The 18,197-nt window shown below is 59.2% G+C and carries 17 protein-coding genes and 1 tRNA gene; 12 read left to right on the forward strand and 6 right to left on the reverse strand.

Going from position 1 to position 18,197, the window contains the following annotated elements; all coding sequences use genetic code 11:
• Position 1: 1 nt before the first annotated feature.
• Together rpmB and trxB are read right to left on the reverse strand one after the other, a co-directional pair.
• The gene (gene rpmB, locus FDM28_RS14775) at positions 2-235 is read right to left on the reverse strand and encodes a 50S ribosomal protein L28 (RefSeq protein WP_087496789.1); all 234 of its coding nucleotides are present in this window, start codon (positions 233-235) and stop codon (positions 2-4) included.
• 193 nt (positions 236-428) lie between these two features.
• Positions 429-1,382 (reverse strand): thioredoxin-disulfide reductase, encoded by a 954-nt coding sequence (gene trxB / locus FDM28_RS14780; protein ID WP_138516466.1) that lies wholly within the window; start codon positions 1,380-1,382, stop codon positions 429-431.
• Between the two features lie 158 nt (positions 1,383-1,540).
• Here trxB and FDM28_RS14785 point away from each other — a divergent pair, with 158 nt between their 5' ends.
• The 8 genes from FDM28_RS14785 (at position 1,541) to FDM28_RS14820 (ending at position 10,336) form a co-directional block, all read left to right on the forward strand.
• Positions 1,541-2,215 (forward strand): Crp/Fnr family transcriptional regulator, encoded by a 675-nt coding sequence (locus tag FDM28_RS14785; protein ID WP_138516468.1) that lies wholly within the window; start codon positions 1,541-1,543, stop codon positions 2,213-2,215.
• Positions 2,216-2,252: 37 nt separating this feature from the next.
• Positions 2,253-4,586: a DNA translocase FtsK gene (locus FDM28_RS14790; protein WP_138516469.1), complete on the forward strand. Its 2,334-nt coding sequence runs from the start codon at positions 2,253-2,255 to the stop codon at positions 4,584-4,586.
• 7 nt (positions 4,587-4,593) lie between these two features.
• Positions 4,594-5,223 carry an outer membrane lipoprotein periplasmic chaperone LolA gene (gene lolA / locus FDM28_RS14795; RefSeq protein ID WP_138516471.1) on the forward strand — a complete coding sequence of 210 codons (630 nt, stop codon included), beginning with the start codon at positions 4,594-4,596 and terminating at the stop codon, positions 5,221-5,223.
• 8 nt (positions 5,224-5,231) lie between these two features.
• Complete coding sequence (locus tag FDM28_RS14800; RefSeq protein ID WP_138516472.1) at positions 5,232-6,524, forward strand: replication-associated recombination protein A; 1,293 nt, start codon at positions 5,232-5,234, stop codon at positions 6,522-6,524.
• Positions 6,525-6,747: 223 nt separating this feature from the next.
• Entirely contained in the window at positions 6,748-7,677 is a 930-nt protein-coding gene (locus tag FDM28_RS14805) for a branched-chain amino acid ABC transporter permease (RefSeq protein WP_138516475.1), read from the forward strand.
• A 13-nt stretch (positions 7,678-7,690) separates the two neighbouring features.
• Positions 7,691-8,776, forward strand: a complete 1,086-nt coding sequence (locus tag FDM28_RS14810) for a branched-chain amino acid ABC transporter permease (protein ID WP_138516477.1) — start codon at positions 7,691-7,693, stop codon at positions 8,774-8,776.
• A 59-nt stretch (positions 8,777-8,835) separates the two neighbouring features.
• The gene (locus tag FDM28_RS14815) at positions 8,836-9,606 is read left to right on the forward strand and encodes an ABC transporter ATP-binding protein (protein ID WP_138516479.1); all 771 of its coding nucleotides are present in this window, start codon (positions 8,836-8,838) and stop codon (positions 9,604-9,606) included.
• A gap of 10 nt (positions 9,607-9,616) precedes the next feature.
• Positions 9,617-10,336 carry an ABC transporter ATP-binding protein gene (locus tag FDM28_RS14820; protein WP_138516481.1) on the forward strand — a complete coding sequence of 240 codons (720 nt, stop codon included), beginning with the start codon at positions 9,617-9,619 and terminating at the stop codon, positions 10,334-10,336.
• Positions 10,337-10,390: 54 nt separating this feature from the next.
• On the opposite strand, the gene FDM28_RS14825 is transcribed toward FDM28_RS14820, so the two are convergent.
• Entirely contained in the window at positions 10,391-11,440 is a 1,050-nt protein-coding gene (locus FDM28_RS14825; protein WP_138516483.1) for a CDP-6-deoxy-delta-3,4-glucoseen reductase, read from the reverse strand.
• A gap of 42 nt (positions 11,441-11,482) precedes the next feature.
• Between FDM28_RS14825 and FDM28_RS14830 the strand changes: the two genes are divergently transcribed.
• Positions 11,483-12,424: an SDR family oxidoreductase gene (locus tag FDM28_RS14830; protein WP_138516485.1), complete on the forward strand. Its 942-nt coding sequence runs from the start codon at positions 11,483-11,485 to the stop codon at positions 12,422-12,424.
• On the opposite strand, the gene FDM28_RS14835 is transcribed toward FDM28_RS14830, so the two are convergent.
• Both FDM28_RS14835 and FDM28_RS14840 read right to left on the reverse strand, forming a co-directional pair.
• Complete coding sequence (locus FDM28_RS14835; protein ID WP_170211800.1) at positions 12,386-13,078, reverse strand: phosphatase PAP2 family protein; 693 nt, start codon at positions 13,076-13,078, stop codon at positions 12,386-12,388. The genes FDM28_RS14830 and FDM28_RS14835 overlap by 39 nt on opposite strands.
• A 136-nt stretch (positions 13,079-13,214) precedes the next feature.
• Positions 13,215-13,299: transfer RNA gene (locus tag FDM28_RS14840), tRNA-Leu, on the reverse strand.
• 39 nt (positions 13,300-13,338) lie between these two features.
• Between FDM28_RS14840 and cysM the strand changes: the two genes are divergently transcribed.
• From cysM to FDM28_RS14855, 3 genes are all read left to right on the forward strand, one after another.
• Complete coding sequence (gene cysM / locus FDM28_RS14845; RefSeq protein WP_138516489.1) at positions 13,339-14,241, forward strand: cysteine synthase CysM; 903 nt, start codon at positions 13,339-13,341, stop codon at positions 14,239-14,241.
• Between the two features lie 74 nt (positions 14,242-14,315).
• Positions 14,316-14,867: an NUDIX hydrolase gene (locus FDM28_RS14850; RefSeq protein ID WP_138516491.1), complete on the forward strand. Its 552-nt coding sequence runs from the start codon at positions 14,316-14,318 to the stop codon at positions 14,865-14,867.
• Between the two features lie 30 nt (positions 14,868-14,897).
• Complete coding sequence (locus FDM28_RS14855) at positions 14,898-15,125, forward strand: sulfurtransferase TusA family protein (protein ID WP_138516492.1); 228 nt, start codon at positions 14,898-14,900, stop codon at positions 15,123-15,125.
• 81 nt (positions 15,126-15,206) lie between these two features.
• On the opposite strand, the gene FDM28_RS14860 is transcribed toward FDM28_RS14855, so the two are convergent.
• Complete coding sequence (locus FDM28_RS14860) at positions 15,207-18,137, reverse strand: valine--tRNA ligase (protein WP_138516494.1); 2,931 nt, start codon at positions 18,135-18,137, stop codon at positions 15,207-15,209.
• Positions 18,138-18,197 lie beyond the last annotated feature (60 nt).

Below are 18,197 nucleotides of genomic sequence, written 5' to 3' on the forward strand. Positions count from 1 at the left end.
CTTAAGCTTGACCACGTGCGCGCAGGTCGGCGAGCACAGAATCGATACCGTTTTTGTCGATCAGACGCAGGCCGGCGTTAGAAATACGCAGGCGAACCCAGCGGTTTTCAGACTCCACCCAGAAACGGCGGTATTGCAGGTTCGGCAGGAACCGGCGCTTGGTTTTGTTGTTGGCGTGGGAAACATTGTTTCCGACCATGGGGCCTTTGCCCGTTACTTCACATACGCGTGCCATGTGGACACTCCGATTGATACGGCCGGTGCAAAAGTGCACCAACCTCACCTCGCCAAGAGAAAGGGTGGCGGTAACCCCCCGCTGATGACTCAGCGGAACTTGCCGAACCCCTCGGGAAGAGGGCGGCCCCTCACGGGGCGAATTCAGCAAAGCCTTGGATTATAGCGTTTCCCCAAAAGGGGTTGCAAACCGCTTATTCCTGCTGTTCCAAGAACCTTTGTGCGTCCAGTGCCGCCATGCAGCCGGTGCCGGCGCTGGTGATGGCTTGGCGGTACACATGGTCTTGCACATCGCCTGCCGCGAACACGCCGGGGATGCTGGTTTGGGTGGCGAAGCCTTTGAGGCCGCCTTGGGTCACGATGTAGCCGTTTTCGAGCTCCAGTTGGCCTTGGAAGATGTCGGTGTTGGGCGCGTGACCGATGGCAATGAAGCAGCCTTTGAGCGTCACATCTTCCGTGGAGCCGTCATGCACGCTTTTGAGTCGGATGCCGGTGACACCAGACGCATCGCCCAGCACTTCTTCCAGGGTTTGGAAGGTTTTGAGTTCAATTTTGCCCGCAGCCACTTTGTCCATTAATTTGTCCACGAGGATGGGCTCAGCTTTGAACTTGTCACGGCGGTGCACCAAGTAGACCTTGCTGGCAATGTTGGACAAATACAGGGCTTCTTCCACCGCGGTATTGCCGCCACCGACCACGCAGCACACTTCGTTGCGATAGAAAAAGCCATCGCATGTTGCGCAGCCAGACACACCGCGGCCCATGAAGGCAGATTCAGATGGCAGACCCAGATATTTGGCAGAGGCGCCCGTGGCGATGATCAGCGAGTCGCAGGTGTAAGAGTCTGTGTCACCCTTAAGCGTGAAAGGGCGCTTGCTCAAGTCCACCGCATTGATGTGGTCGAAGATGATTTCTGTCTTGAAGCGCTCGGCGTGCTCCTGAAAGCGCTGCATCAGCTCAGGGCCTTGGACCCCGTTCACATCGGCGGGCCAGTTGTCCACTTCGGTCGTGGTCATCAGCTGGCCGCCCTGGGCAATGCCGGTGACCAGCACTGGGTTTAGGTTGGCGCGGGCTGCATAGACAGCAGCGGTGTAGCCGGCAGGGCCGGAGCCGAGGATCAGGACCTTGGCGTGTTTGGTGTTAGACATGATGTAACCTTATCAATACGAAAATCAGGAACTGGGCCGTGTACAGTTCGACGGGAAGCACCATCTTCGGGCTGGTGCCGGCGGGCGATACCGAAGGCTTGCAAGAAGCCACCGGCTGATTGTATGAACTAGCACACCAGAAAGCAGGGACTCTTGAAATGGCAATGTTGAGTAACCAGGATTTGATTCGCCGGGTGCCTCTTTTCGCCAATTTGACGCAAGAGCAGGTCGAAGATTTGGCCGTCAATGTCAGCAAACGCAAGATCAAAAAGGGTGAGGATGTTGTCCGCCAGGGGCAAAATTCCCATGCGCTGTTTTTGATTTTGTCGGGTCGTGCCCATGTGGTGATGACGGACAGCAAAGGCAAGGAAGTCATTCTGGCGACCTTGAAAGCGGGCGACTATATTGGCGAGATGAGCCTCATTGACAACGAGCCGCATTCGGCCACGGTGCAGGCAGACACCCAGCTGGATGTGCTGGAGCTGGGGCGTGAGGATTTCACCCGCTGCGTGAACAACAACGCTGCCATTGCTGCAGCGGTGATGCGCGGCTTGGTTCAGCGCCTGCGCACGGCGGACCAGAAGATTGTGTCCCTGGCCTTGATGGGGGTGTATGGACGCGTGGCCAATGTGCTGCTGGACATGGCCGAGCCTGTCGACAAGGGCGAAATGCTGATCCGCGACAAGGTGTCGCGCTCTGACCTGTCCAAAATGGTCGGCGCCTCCCGCGAGATGGTGAGCCGGGTCATGAAAGACTTTGAAGACCAAGGCTTCATCCAAACCAACAAAGACGGCGGCATCCGCGTCTGGGAACGCCGTTCCAAGCCGCGCTGATGCGGTTCTGCACCGCTCTACGCTGGTGCACCATGACATGACATATTCGTTACACACACTCCACTCCCCGACCCGGCAGAAAGCGCCGGAAGCGCCTTCCGGCCTGAGCCGGTTCGGCAATGAAATTGCACTAGTGGTGGGTTTTGTCCTGCTGGCGCTGTGGTTGATCGCGCTGTTGAGCTATTCCGCTCAGGACGCGGCGTGGTCTACCTCCGGCTCCGGAGCGCCTACCCACAACCATGTGGGGCGTTTGGGCGCCTTGTGGGCGGATTTGAGCTACTTTTTATTTGGTTTTTCGGTGTGGTGGTGCGTCGCCGCAGCGGGGCGGGTTTGGCTGTCCTTGCTGGCGGATCGTTTGCGGGGCGAGGAAGCCGTAGAGGCAGCACCTGCGCAGACTGAGAGGCACCGCCGCTGGTTGTTCTGGGGCGGATTGGTATTTTTGATGTACGCCAGCACCACGTTGGAGTGGGCGCGGTTGTACCGCCTGGAGTTGATGCTGCCGGGCGCCAGTGGTGGCGCCTTGGGCCAACTGTTGGGCCCGTGGAGTGTGCGCTGGATGGGGTTTGCCGGCTCCGGCTTGGTGTCGATTGTGTTGGGGCTGGTGGGGGTGTCGCTGGTGTTCAACTTCTCGTGGCCGCGCGTGGCGGAGCGCTTGGGGGCGTTTCTGTATTCCTTGGTGGAATCCCGCCGGGAGAAGATAGAAGCCGCCCAAGACCGAGAGCTGGGCCAATTGGCGGTGCGCGAGCGCGAAGAGGTGTTTTTGGAAGAGCGTGGCGAGGAAACCATCGTTCACCAGCCACCGGCACCGGTGGTGATCGAGCCGGTGATGGTGGAGCTGCCGCCCAGCGTGCGCGTAGCCAAAGAGCGCCAGAAACCCCTGTTCAGCGAAATGCCGGACAGCAAGTTGCCGCAAGTCGCTCTGCTGGACGACCCGCAGGTACGGCAGGAAACCGTGTCCCCTGAAACGCTGGAAATGACCAGCCGCATGATCGAGAAGAAGTTGAAAGACTTCGGCGTTGAAGTGCGGGTGGTGCTGGCCCAACCCGGCCCGGTTATTACCCGCTACGAGATCGAGCCCGCCACTGGGGTGAAGGGTTCACAGATCGTGGGGCTGGCCAAAGACTTGGCGCGTTCCCTGAGCCTGGTGTCCATCCGCGTGGTGGAGACGATTCCCGGCAAAAACTACATGGCACTGGAATTGCCCAATGCCAAGCGCCAGAGCATCCGGCTGTCCGAGATCCTGGGTTCGCAGGTCTACAACGAAGCCAAGTCCATGCTCACCATGGGTCTGGGCAAAGACATCATCGGCAACCCTATCGTCGCCGATCTGGCCAAGATGCCGCACGTGCTGGTGGCGGGTACCACCGGTTCCGGCAAGTCGGTGGGTATCAACGCCATGATCTTGAGCTTGCTCTACAAGGCCGAGGCACGCGATGTGCGCCTGCTGATGATCGACCCCAAGATGCTGGAAATGTCGGTGTACGAAGGCATTCCGCATTTGCTGGCGCCGGTTGTGACCGACATGAAGCAGGCTGCGCACGGCTTGAATTGGTGTGTGGCGGAGATGGAAAAACGCTACAAGCTGATGAGCAAGATGGGCGTGCGTAACTTGGCGGGCTTCAACACCAAAATCGACGAGGCCAAGGCCAAAGGCGAGTTCATTTACAACCCCTTCAGCCTCACACCCGAGAGCCCTGAGCCCTTGCAGCGCTTGCCGCACATTGTTGTCATCATCGATGAATTGGCTGACTTGATGATGGTGGTGGGCAAGAAGATTGAAGAGCTGATCGCCCGCTTGGCCCAGAAGGCCCGCGCGGCCGGCATCCACTTGATTTTGGCGACCCAGCGCCCCAGCGTGGACGTGATCACCGGCCTGATCAAGGCCAACATTCCTACCCGTATTGCTTTCTCGGTGGGCTCCAAAATCGACAGCCGCACCATTCTCGACCAGATGGGCGCAGAAGCCTTGTTGGGCATGGGGGACATGCTCTACATGGCCAGCGGCACGGGCTTCCCGGTGCGGGTGCACGGTGCGTTTGTGAGTGACGACGAAGTGCACCGCGTGGTGAGCTACCTCAAGAGCCAGGGTGAGCCGGACTACATCGAAGGTGTTCTCGAAGGCGGCACAGTCGATGGCGAAGACGGCCCCGGCGGTGAAGACGGTGGGGGCGAAAAAGACCCGATGTACGACCAAGCCGTGGAAGTGGTGCTCAAAAACCGCAAGGCCAGCATCTCGCTGGTGCAGCGCCATTTGAAGATTGGCTACAACCGCGCCGCGCGTTTGGTGGAAGACATGGAAAAAGCCGGTCTGGTCAGCGCCATGAGCGGTAGCGGCCAGCGCGACATTCTGGTGCCCAGCCGCAATGAATAAGGTGAGTATGAAGCGTTTTGCTACTTTTTTGATAGCTGCTTGCGCACTGTCTGCGGGCGCTACAGGCCTGAATGACCTGGAATCCTTTATCAAGGGTGTCAAATCCGGCAAGGCCGAGTTCAGCCAGGTGGTGACGGCGCCTGCCAAAGAAGGGCAGGTGGCGCGCAGCAAGGTTTCCAGCGGAACCTTCGAGTTTTTGCGCCCCGGGCGCTTCAAGTTCATCTACAAAAAGCCGTTTGAGCAAACCATTGTGGCCGATGGCCAAACGCTGTGGCTCTATGACGTGGATTTGAACCAGGTCACCTCCCGCAAGCAGGCGCAGGCCTTGGGCTCCACGCCGGCAGCCTTGATTGCCTCGTCGGCCGATCTGAAAGCCTTGCAGGCCGACTTTGCGCTGGCCGATGCCGCAGACAAAGACGGTTTGCAGTGGGTACAAGGTGCCCCAAAGGCCAAAGAGAGTCAGTTGCAGTCGGTGCGTGTGGGCTTCAAGCAGGGGCAACTGGCGGCGCTGGAGATCGTGGATAGCTTTGGCCAGCGATCGGTACTGACGTTTAGCAGCTTCGCCGCCAATGTGCCGCTGGACGCCGCCGCCTTTCAGTTCAAGCCGCCTGCCGGGGCAGACGTGGTGCAGCAATAAGCGCGTCCGTGGCCACCGCACCCAAACACCAGCCGCTGGCAGAGCTGCTGCGCCCCAAGACATTGGGCGAAGTGATCGGCCAGCAGCATTTGCTGGGGGAGGGCATGGCCCTGCGCTTGGCATTTGAGTCCGGCCAACCGCACAGTTGCATTTTGTGGGGCCCGCCTGGCGTCGGCAAAACCACTATCGCCCGCTTGATGGCAGATGCGTTTGATGCGCAGTTCATCACCATCAGCGCGGTGCTGGGCGGCATCAAGGAAATCCGCGAGGCGGTGGACCAGGCCCTGACTGCGCGGGATGGTCTGGAGCAGCGCCGCACCATTGTGTTTGTGGACGAGGTGCACCGCTTCAACAAAAGCCAGCAGGATGCGTTTTTGCCGCATGTGGAGAGTGGCTTGTTCACCTTCATCGGGGCTACGACGGAGAACCCGTCGTTTGAAGTCAATTCGGCGTTGCTTTCTCGAGCTGCCGTTTATGTGCTGCAGCCGCTGGATGCCGAGAGTTTGAAGCAAATTGTGCTTCGAGCGCAGGCGGAGTCTGCGCTACCAGCTATCGAATCCATAGCAATTGACCGGCTGATTGCGTATGCCGATGGCGATGCCCGCCGCCTGCTCAACACGCTGGAAACCCTGGCGATTGCGGCTCGCCAGGAGCAGGTGCCTGACATCACCGATGCCTGGCTGCTCAAGGTGCTGGGCGAGCGCATGCGCCGCTACGACAAGGGCGGCGAGCAGTTTTACGACACTATTTCCGCCTTGCACAAAAGCGTGCGCGGCTCCGACCCGAATGCCGCGCTGTACTGGTTCACTCGCATGCTCGATGGCGGAGCAGACCCCCGCTACATGGCGCGCCGCTTTATTCGCATGGCGGCGGAAGACATCGGCCTGGCCGATCCGCGTGCCCTGCGTTTGGCGCTGGATGCCGCAGATGTCTATGAGCGTCTGGGCAGCCCCGAGGGCGAACTCGCGTTGGCCGAGTGTGTGGTGTATCTGGCCGTGGCGCCCAAGAGCAACGCGGTCTACAAAGCCTTCAACGAAGCCAAGGCTTTCGTGAAGAAAGACGGCACCCGCCCGGTGCCCATGCACCTGCGCAACGCCCCCACCAAGCTGATGAAAGAGCTGGACTACGGCAAAGGCTACCGCTACGCCCATGACGAGGAGGGCGGGTTTGCCGCTGGCGAGCGCTACCTGCCCGAGGGCATGCCTGATACCGAGTTTTACCGGCCCGTCGAGCGGGGCCTGGAAATCCGTATTGCTGAGAAGCTGCGAGATTTGAAACAGCGCAATCAGAAGAAAAACTAATAGTGCATGAAATGCGATATGAGTTGCCAAATCGGCATGAGACTCAAGGGTAAACCCACCCTGTACCCCCGAGACCCTCTGGTCTGACCTCGCTAGAATCGCGGCACTGCTTTGGCCTGCACCGCCAGTGAACCTGACGTGGCAGGCTTATTGCTTTCGATGGTCTAACGCCACCAGTGTTAACGGCCATGGCCGTTCGCACACAAGAACAACGGAGTTTTCTATGGATATTTTGATACAGCAGATCATCAATGGTCTGGTGCTGGGTAGCATGTATGCGCTCATCGCACTCGGCTATACGATGGTGTACGGCATCATCAATTTGATTAACTTTGCCCACGGCGAAGTGGTGATGGTGGGAGCCCTGACCAGTTGGACCATCATCGGTTTGATGCAAGAGTCCATGCCCGGCACCCCCGGCCCTGTGATTCTGCTGATTGCGCTGGTGATTGCCTGCGTTGTCGCAGCCGCTCTGAACTTTGTGATTGAAAAGGTGGCTTACCGCCCCTTGCGTAACAGCCCCAAGCTGGCTCCCCTGATCACGGCCATCGGCATGTCCATCTTGCTGCAGACCCTGGCCATGATCATCTGGAAGCCCAACTACAAGTCTTACCCTACCTTGTTGCCCGGTAACCCGATTGATATTGGCGGCGCGGTGATCACGCCGACGCAGGTCATGATTCTGGGCGTGACGGCCGCCTCTCTGGCCGTGCTGATGTGGCTGGTCAACTACACCAAGGTCGGCCGTGCCATGCGCGCTACGGCAGAGAACCCCCGCGTTGCTGCCCTGATGGGTGTGAAGCCTGACGTGGTCATTTCCGCCACCTTCATCATTGGCGCTGTGCTGGCGGCCATTGCGGGTGTGATGTATGCCTCCAACTACGGCACTGCGCAGCACGCCATGGGCTTTTTGCCTGGCTTGAAGGCGTTCACGGCAGCGGTGTTCGGCGGTATCGGCAACCTGGCCGGTGCGGTGGTGGGTGCCTTGTTGCTGGGCTTGATTGAAGCCATCGGCGCGGGCTACATCGGCCAGCTGACCGGTGGTGTGCTGGGTAGCCATTACTCGGACATCTTTGCTTTTATCGTGTTGATCATTGTGCTGACTCTGCGTCCTTCCGGTTTGCTGGGTGAGCGCGTTGCGGACCGTGCCTGAGGAGAACCTGCACATGAACCCCCAAAAACGTCTTTTGACCATGCTGCTCTGCGCAGCGGGCTTGCTGATTCTTCCTTTCGTGCTGCAAGGCTTTGGTAACGCATGGGTGCGTATTGCCGATATGGCGCTGCTGTTTGTGTTGCTCTCGCTGGGCTTGAACATTGTGGTCGGCTATGCCGGCTTGCTGGACTTGGGCTATGTGGCGTTTTTCGCCATCGGTGCTTACATGTACGGCCTGATGTCCTCGCCCCATTTGATCGAGACCTTTCCGGCGATTGCAGCCATGTTCCCCGATGGCATGCACACCCCGCTGTGGGTAGTGATTCCGCTGGGTGCCGCTCTGGCGGGTATTTTTGGTGTGCTGCTCGGCGCGCCTACCCTGCGTTTGCGGGGCGACTACCTGGCCATCGTGACTCTGGGCTTCGGTGAAATCATCCGTGTGTTCATGAACAACCTGGATCACCCCGTCAACATCACCAACGGCCCCAAAGGCATTAACCAGATCGACCCGCTGCACTTCTTTGGCCTGAATCTGGGCAAGAAGCTGATGATCGGCGAGATTGAAGTGGCCTCGGTGACTCTCTATTACTACCTGTTCCTTACTTTGGTAGTCATCAGCGTGATCATTTCCCACCGCTTGGAGTTGTCCCGCGTGGGCCGTGCCTGGATGGCTATTCGTGAAGACGAAATCGCCGCCAAGGCGATGGGCATCAACACCCGCAACATGAAGTTGCTGGCCTTCGGCATGGGCGCAACCTTCGGTGGTGTGTCCGGCGCCATGTTTGCTTCTTTCCAGGGTTTCATCTCTCCCGAGTCTTTCAGCTTGATGGAGTCGGTGATGATCGTGGCCATGGTGGTATTGGGCGGTGTGGGTCACTTGCCCGGCGTGATTTTGGGTGCGGTGCTGTTGGCTGCGCTGCCTGAAGTTTTGCGCTACGTGGCAGGCCCTCTGCAAACCATGACCGATGGTCGACTGGATGCCTCCATCCTCCGCCAGTTGCTGATTGCGCTGGCCATGATCAGCGTGATGCTGCTGCGCCCCCGTGGTCTGTGGCCTTCGCCTGAGCACGGCAAGTCCTTGCAAAACGCCAAGAGCTGAACTTTGCGAGCTTCCCGCTGCCAGCGTGCAGCGGGGAACTTCAACTGATTGGAATACCTATGACAGATACAGTATTGAACGTCTCCGGCGTCTCCAAGCGCTTCGGTGGCTTGCAGGCCTTGAGCGATGTGGGCATCAAGATTGAGCGCGGCCAGGTATACGGCCTGATCGGCCCGAACGGTGCCGGCAAGACCACCTTCTTCAATGTGCTGACCGGCTTGTACACACCGGATAGCGGCAAATTTGAACTGGCCGGCAAACCATACCAACCGACAGCGGTTCACACCGTGGCCAAAGCCGGTATTGCCCGCACTTTCCAGAACATCCGCTTGTTCGCTGAAATGACAGCCTTGGAAAACGTGATGGTGGGTCGCCATATCCGCACCCACTCCGGTTTGCTGGGCGCCGTGTTCCGCACCCCCGGCTTCAAGGCGGAAGAATTGGCGATCGCCAAGCGCGCCCAAGAGCTGCTGGACTATGTGGGCATCGGCAAATTCGCTGATTACAAATCCCGGACATTGAGCTACGGTGACCAGCGCCGCTTGGAAATCGCCCGTGCACTGGCCACGGATCCCCAGCTGATTGCGCTGGATGAGCCTGCTGCCGGTATGAATGCGACCGAAAAAGTCATGCTGCGCGAGCTGATTGATCGCATCCGCAAGGACAACCGTACCATTTTGCTGATCGAACACGATGTGAAGCTGGTGATGGGCCTGTGCGATCGCGTCACGGTGCTGGACTACGGCAAACAAATTGCCGAAGGTACCCCTGCAGACATTCTGAAAAACGAAAAAGTGATTGAGGCCTACTTGGGCACGAGCGGCCACTAAGGATTAACGTATGACTACCCAGACTCTGCTCAAAGTAAAAGGCCTGAAAGTGGCTTATGGCGGCATCCAGGCCGTCAAAGGTGTGGACTTCGAAGTGCATGAAGGCGAGTTGGTCTCTTTGATCGGCTCCAACGGCGCCGGCAAGACCACCACCATGAAAGCCATCACCGGTACCTTGCCCATCAATGCGGGCGATATTGAATACCTCGGCAAAAGCATCAAGGGCCAAGGCCCTTGGGATTTGGTCAAGCAAGGACTGGCCATGGTGCCGGAAGGCCGTGGTGTGTTCACCCGCATGACCATCACCGAGAACCTGCAAATGGGTGCTTACATCCGCAGCGACAAGGACGGCATTCTGGCGGACATCGAGAAGATGTTCACCATCTTCCCGCGCCTGCGTGAGCGCAAAGACCAGTTGGCAGGCACCATGTCCGGTGGTGAGCAGCAGATGCTGGCCATGGGCCGTGCGCTGATGAGTCGCCCCAAGGTGTTGTTGCTGGATGAGCCCTCCATGGGTCTGTCTCCCATCATGGTGGACAAGATTTTTGAAGTGGTGAAAGACGTGTACGCCCAAGGCGTGACTGTGCTGCTGGTGGAGCAGAACGCCAGCCGTGCGCTGTCCATTGCGAACCGTGGTTATGTGATGGAGTCCGGCGTCGTCACCATGACAGGCAATGCCGCCGACATGTTGACCGACCCCAAGGTGCGTGCCGCCTACCTCGGCGAGTAAGTTTCCAAGCGCTTAAAACAAAGGCCGCCGGCTTACACCGGCGGCCTTTGTCGTTCAGGCAGAGGCTTTATCCGCCTCGGAAGTAAAGGCGTCTGCAAAAAACTCTTCTTCCGGCAATCCTGCATTTGCCACGAAGTCCCGTTTGGCGGACTCGATCACGATGGGAGCGCCGCAGGCATAGACTTGGTAGGCGCTCAGGTCTGTAAAGTCAGCCAACACTGCCTGGTGCACAAAGCCGGTTTGGCCTGTCCAAGCGTCTTCCGGAAGCGCATCTGACACGACTGGCACGTAGGCCAAGGTAGGCATCTGCTTTTGGACGTCCTTCACCCAAGTGTCCATGTAAAGGTCTTGTGGACGGCGGCCACCCCAATACAGGCTTGCTTTGCGCGTAATGCCTTGAGCCAGCATGTGCTCCAGCAGCGCCTTGATGGGCGCAAAGCCAGTGCCAGAGGCCAGCAGGATCATGGGTTTGTCGGAGTCTTCCCGCAGGAAGAAAGACCCATGAGGCCCCTCCACCCGCAGAATTTCTTTTTCCTTCATGGCGCCGAATACGTGGTCGGTGAATTTGCCACCGGGCATATGGCGAATGTGCAGTTCCAGAGTGTTGCCCTGCGGCGCATTGGCCATGGAGTAGCTGCGGCGCGCGCCATCGCGGAGCAAGAATTCAATGTACTGACCGGCGCGATACAAAAACGTGTCGTTCGCTGGCAGTTGAAGTTGCAGCACCATGACGTCGTCAGACACCTTTTGTAGGGTCGTCACACGGGTAGGCATCTTTTTGATCGGCAAAGCACCTTCTGCTGACACCTGTCTGGATTCCAGCACCACATCGGAGGTAGCGGTCGCACAGCAGGTCAACACCAGTCCTTGCGCTTCTTCCTCGGGGCTCAGTGCCTTTGCTTGATGGGCGCCGTGCACCACGCTTCCGGACAGCATCCTGCATTTGCAGGAGCCACATGCGCCGTCTTTGCAACCATAGGGCAGGCCTACCCCTTGGCGTATGCCTGCAGCCAGCAGCGTTTCGTCGCTGTGTGTGCTGAAGGTGCGTCCGCTGGGCTGCACGGCAACAGAAAAAGTCATGGTGGCGGATGCGGTCTCGCTCATCTTCGGTATCCTAGGTGGCTGCTTTGTCAACAACCCTCGATTTTGCCTTCAAACCAATCCCCCCTCGGTGCGCTCCCGGCGCGGTTCAGACGACCGCGTGTGCTGGTGGTCGGTTGCGGCGATGTGGCGATGCGCGCCATTCGACAGTCCGGTTCGCACATTCGTTGGATGGCGCTCACCTCCAGCGAAGAACGCATTGCTGAGCTCCGTAAAGCCGGTGTGATGCCTTTGCTGGGCAATCTGGATAAGGCGTCCAGCCTGAGAAGATTGGCAGGCTTGGGCAGCCGTTTGATGTACCTGGCGCCGCCGCCCACGGAAGGATGGACCGATCCGCGCGCCGCAGCCTTAACCCGGGTACTTCGATTGCGCAGTCCCTTGCACTCCGCGGTCTATGGTTCGACGACCGGGGTCTATGGTGATTGCTCCGGTGAATGGGTCTCAGAGACGCGAGCTGTATCCCCGCAAACCCCTCGCGCGCAGCGCCGTGTGCATGCGGAAGCTGTGTTGCGCACATGGGGCAAGGCCACGGGCACGCCCATGGCGGTGCTGCGGATTCCAGGTATCTATTCGCCGGACCGGGAGGGTGGGACACCTCGAACCAGATTGCAAAAAGGCACACCGGTACTCCAGCCCCAAGACGACGTGTACACCAACCATATCCATGCGGATGACCTAGCCCGTGCTTGCATGCGGGCGCTCTGGGCGGGCGCTCCCCAGCGAATCTACAACGTGAGCGACGACACCCAACTGAAAATGGGGGATTACTTCGACATGGCGGCAGACTTGTACGGTTTGCCACGCCCGCCCCGTGTGGCACGAGACAGTGCCCAAAAGCAGCTGCCTGTCATGTTGTTGAGCTTCATGAGTGAGTCACGCCGTATCGACAATCAGCGCATGAAGACTGAGCTTCGGTTGCGATTGCGTTACCCGGATGTGGCTGCCGGCTTAATTAATGTCAGTGCCCTTCAGCCCGTAGAGCTTTAGTAGCAGCTGCCAGACAAGCCAGCTGCTCATCAGCGTGATCGGGTAGGCCCATAGCACATCGCTCAACCAGTGGGCGACCGCTGACATGCGGGAGAAGCCGATGGCAAGTCCGGAAACAGTCCCTATCACTAACCACACCTTGCGCCTGCGCGCATGGATCAACATCAGGCTGCTGAAGAAGAAGCCACAGGCCACGTGCCCGCTGACAAAAGAGCAGTTGTTGTCGCATTGGTCCGTCATCACCGCAGCACGGGTGAACTGCTGGGTACCACCAAAATTTTCGACTTGGTAGGGGCGGGCACGTTGCCAGTGCTCCTTGAAACCCCAGTTGACCACCGCACCGGGGCCGGCAATGCCGGCGCAAACCACAAAAGCCAGCGGCAAGCGCCAAGCCTTCCATCGCTGCGCAAAGTGCGAGACGAGCCATGCGATTGCGCAAATGGCCAACATGGTCCGGAATGCGGCTGGCATCCAGGCATTGATCCATTCCACCCACCACCAGCTGACCGAATCAATGGTGGGTGTGGCGCCGGTAAAAAGAGCCGCGGCGCGAAGGTCCAGTTCCGGCCAGATTGTGGGTATCAGCGCCACCAGAACCGAAGCCGCCACCAGTTTCCAGAACAGGGCAGGTGTGCGATCTTCTGTGGAGTGCATGGACATGGTGCGTGGGAGGGACACAGAAAGCAGATTGTGATGCAAGCCGTTTCGGGCGTACGCCGGATCGGGACATTGCCGGTGGACTAGCAGACAAAGAAAAAGCCGAATGTCTTTGGGACATTCGGCTTTTATCTGGTGCCCAGGGCCGGACTCGAACCGGCACGCCTTGCGGCGGGGGATTTTGAGTCCCCTGAGTCTACCAATTTCACCACCTGGGCAGGTATTTTGTGAAGCACGAATTATGGCACATTTACGGCATGAAATATCCAACTATTGAAGAAGCAATCGGAAAAACACCTTTGGTGGCCCTGCAACGCATTCAGGCCGCGGACAACCAGGTGCGCAACAACGTACTGCTGGGCAAGCTAGAGGGCAACAACCCTGCGGGTTCGGTGAAAGACCGCCCCGCACTCTCCATGATCCAGCGCGCCCAGGAGCGCGGCGATATCCAGCCCGGCGATACGCTGATAGAGGCCACGTCAGGCAACACTGGCATTGCGCTGGCCATGGCGGCTGCGGTCAAGGGTTACCGCATGATTTTGATCATGCCGGAAGACCTGTCCATCGAGCGGGCGCAGACCATGAAAGCGTTTGGCGCCGAGTTGATCCTCACGCCCAAAAGTGGTGGCATGGAGTACGCGCGCGACCTCGCCGAACAGATGCAGCGCGAGGGCAAGGGCCGCGTGCTCGACCAGTTTGCCAACGGCGACAACCCGCGAATCCATTACGAAACGACAGGCCCCGAGATCTGGGAACAAACCGGCGGACGGATTACCCACTTCGTGAGCGCCATGGGAACGACGGGCACGATTACCGGTGTTTCTCGCTTTTTGAAAGAAAAGAACCCGGCTATTCGCATCATCGGCGCACAGCCTTCTGAAGGCTCGCGTATTCCTGGCATCCGCAAGTGGCCACAGGAATATTTGCCCAAGATCTACGACCCGTCCAATGTGGATGAGCTGATCTATGTGAGCCAAGGCGATGCGGAAGACATGTGCCGGCGTTTGGCCCGGGAAGAGGGTATTTTCGGTGGCATCTCTGCCGCAGGCGCGTGCTGGGTGGCGCAAGAAATTGCCAAGCGTGAACGGGATGCGGTGATCGTGTTCATCGTCTGCGACCGGGGCGACCGTTATCTCTCGACAGGTGTGTTTCCGGCCTGAGTTTATGAGTCAACTGGCCTGTAGCGCTCGTCCATAGTGCGCAAGTAGCTCCTGAAATAATAGCAAAGGTATCCATGTCTGCAGTATTCACGTTCTGCCCGCAGTGCGCTACGCCCCTGGCTGAGATCACTCTTGCGGAAGATGGCGGTGACAAGACCCGTTGGCGCTGCCCATCCTGCGGCTTTACTCATTGGAACAACCCCACACCGGTGTTGGCTGCTGTGGTGGAGTACCACGGGCAGGTGCTGCTGGCCCGCAATGTCGCCTGGCCGGGCAAGATGTACGCGCTGATTACCGGTTTCATGGAGGCCGGTGAGACGCCGGAAGAGGGCATTACCCGTGAAATTGCGGAAGAAACCAACTTGAGTACCAGTGCGCTCAAGCTCCTAGGCGTGTATGACTTCCAGCGCATGAACCAGGTCATCATTGCCTACCACGCGGTGTGCCATGGAGAGGTCAAGCTCAGCCCGGAGCTCGTGGATTACCGCCTCTATGACCTGCAGGATGTGAAATGCTGGCCGGCGGGCACCGGCTATGCCCTGGCCGAGTTTTTGCGTTCACGCGGGCATGAGCCGGAGTTCATGGACCCGGTATGGCGCACACAGATTGAGCAAGCCGCCGACTAAAATCAACGTCTACGCCAGAAAGCAGCTTGCATGAACTTCGACAAAGAAATTGACACCAGCGGATTGAATTGCCCGCTCCCCATCCTGAAAGCCAAAAAGGCACTCGCTGAATTGCAGAGCGGCCAGACGCTCAAGGTGGTGGCGACGGACCCAGGTTCGCTGCGCGATTTTCAAGCCTTCACCAAGCAGACCGGGCATGAGTTGATTGACCAGCAAACTGCGGGTACCTCCTTCATTCACGTGCTGCGTCGCCGCTGACATTGCGATCAGGGCGTCAACAAAAAAGCCGGCTTGGAGCCGGCTTTTTTGTTATCTGCCGGCGTACCGGCAAACTTGAAATCAGCCCAAACGGGCCAGTTGCTCTTGCACCTTGGTCAGGGTGGCCGCGAAGTCCGCCACGCGCTTGCGCTCTTGCTCCAGCACTGCAGCGGGGGCTTTGGCCACAAAGGCTTCGTTGTTGAGCTTGGTGCTGGCCTTGGCGATCTGCTCTTCCAGGCGCGCCACTTCCTTGCCCAGGCGCAGCTTCTCGGCCGCAACGTCCACCTCCACAAACAGGCACACACGGGCTTCACCCACCACCGCCACAGGGGCAGACTGGGCAGCGGCTTGCCACGCAGCCTCGTTGTCGAACAGCTTGACTTCGTTCAGCTTGGCCAATGCCTGCAGCACAGCGGCAGACGACTGCAGGAAAGCACCTTCAGCTTCTGTCTGGGCTACCACATACAAAGGCAGGCGGGTCGCGGGCGATACGTTCATTTCACCGCGCAGATTGCGGCAGGCATCCACCAAGTGCTTGAGCTTGGCGACATGGGCAATTGCGGTGTCGTCAATGCGCTCGGGCTGGCTGACGGGGTAGGCCGCAATCGAGATCGAGGGGCCGCCACGTCCCGCGACGGGCGCCACCTTTTGCCACAGCTCTTCGGTGATGAAGGGGGCAATGGGGTGCAGCATGCGCAGAATGGTTTCCAGCGTGCGGATCAGGGTGCGGCGGGTGGCGCGTTTTTGCGCATCGTTACCGGTGTTGATTTGCACCTTGGCAATTTCCAGGTACCAGTCGCAGAACTCGTTCCACACGAAGTCGTAGATGGTGTTGGCAACGTTGTCCAAGCGGTAGTCGGCAAAGCCCTGGGCCACGTCGGCTTCGGTCTTTTGCAGCAGGGAAACGATCCAGCGGTCAGGCTGGCTGAACTCCAGATAAGCACCGGTGTCGCACGCGGCGGCATCGTGGTCTTGCAAACCGCAGTCCTGGCCTTCGCAGTTCATCAGCGCAAAGCGGGTGGCGTTCCACAGCTTGTTGCAGAAGTTGCGGTAGCCCTCGCAGCGCTTGCTGTCGAAGTTGATGCTGCGGCCCAGCGAGGCGAGCGCTGCAAACGTGAAGCGCAGTGCGTCGGCACCGTAGGCGGGAATGCCTTCGGGGAATTCTTTCTCGGTGTTTTTGCGCACCGCTGGCGCGGTCTCGGGCTTGCGCAGGCCAGTAGTGCGCTTGTCCAGCAGGGGGCTGAGCGCAATGCCGTCGATCAAGTCCACGGGGTCGAGCACGTTGCCTTCGGACTTGCTCATCTTCTTGCCTTGTGCGTCGCGCACCAAGCCGTGGATGTACACGTGCTTGAACGGCACGCGGCCGGTGAAGTGTGTGGTCATCATGATCATCCGGGCGACCCAGAAGAAGATGATGTCGTAGCCGGTCACCAGTGTGCTGCTGGGCAGGTAGAGGTTGTAGTCGTCGGTGGCACCGGTGCCGGCGCCTTCGTTGCCCCAGCCCATGGTGCTGAAGGGCACCAGCGCGCTGGAGTACCAGGTGTCGAGTACATCTTCGTCGCGGCGCAAGGTTTTTCCCGGCGCCTTGGTTTGTGCTTCGGCCTCGTTGCGGGCCACGATCACGTTGCCGTCTTCGTCGTACCACGCGGGGATCTGGTGGCCCCACCAGAGCTGGCGGCTGATGCACCAGTCCTGGATGTTGTTCATCCATTGGTTGTAGGTGTTAACCCAGTTCTCGGGCACAAACTTCACTTCGCCGCTTTGCACTGCGTCGATGGCTTTCTGGGCGATGGATTTGCCGGTGGCGTCACCCTTGCCGACCTGGTTCATGGCGACAAACCATTGGTCGGTGAGCATGGGCTCAATCACCTGGCCGGTGCGGGCGCAGCGCGGCACCATGAGCTTGTGCTTCTTGACTTCCACTAGGAATCCACCGGCTTCCAGGTCTGCCACCACCTTTTTGCGGGCCACAAAACGGTCCAGGCCTTGGTAGACGGCGGGAGCGTTCTCGTTGATCTTGGCGTCCAGTGTCAGCACGCAGATCATGGGCAGCTTGTGGCGCTGACCGACCTGGTAGTCGTTCTGGTCGTGGGCGGGGGTGACCTTCACTACACCGGTACCAAAGGCCTTGTCCACGTAATCGTCCGCAATCACAGGGATGGTACGGCCGCACAGGGGTAAGGTGACCTGCTTGCCAATCAGCGCGGTGTAGCGCTCGTCTTCGGGGTGCACCATCACGGCCACGTCGCCCAGCATGGTCTCGGGGCGGGTGGTGGCCACAGTGATGTCACCGGAGCCATCGGCTAGCGGATAGCGGATGTGCCAGAGCGAGCCGTCTTCCTCTTCGCTTTCCACTTCCAGGTCCGACACGGCACTCATCAAAATCGGGTCCCAATTCACCAGGCGCTTGCCGCGGTAGATCAAGCCCTGTTCGTAGAGCTGCACAAAGGTCTCGGTGACCGTTTGCGACAGTTTGGGGTCCATGGTGAAGTACTCGCGGCTCCAGTCCACGCTGTCGCCCATGCGGCGCATCTGGGTGGTGATGGTGTTGCCGGACTTTTCTTTCCACTCCCAGACCTTTTTAGTGAAAGCCTCACGGCCCAGGTCGTGGCGGCTGACTTTTTGCTCTTGCAGCTGGCGCTCCACCACGATCTGGGTGGCAATGCCAGCGTGGTCGGTGCCCGGAATCCACGCGGTGTTGAAACCGGCCATGCGGTGGTAGCGGGTCAGGCTGTCCATGATGGTCTGGTTGAACGCATGGCCCATGTGCAGCGTGCCGGTTACGTTGGGGGGCGGCAGCTGGATGGAGAAGTTTTTGCCTTGAGCAGCCGCAGCTGCATCCGGTGCGCTGGTGCCGCGGAAGCCGGCGATGCCGTAGCCGCGCTTTTCCCAATCGGGCCCCCAGTGCGCTTCCAGCGCAGCGGGCTCGAACGATTTGGAGAGGGACTGCAGACCCGGTTGTTCGGGGGCGGTGGGGGCTGCGGGAGTGGGTGTGGAAGCGGTTTCAGACATGGAGGTTCTTCTAAGAGCGAGCGACGATTTTACCGGTGCGGGGGCTGTGAGCCATCTTCT

Origin of the sequence: Rhodoferax bucti, assembly GCF_005876985.1 — a bacterium.
Taxonomy (GTDB): Bacteria; Pseudomonadota; Gammaproteobacteria; order Burkholderiales; family Burkholderiaceae_C; genus Allorhodoferax; species Allorhodoferax bucti.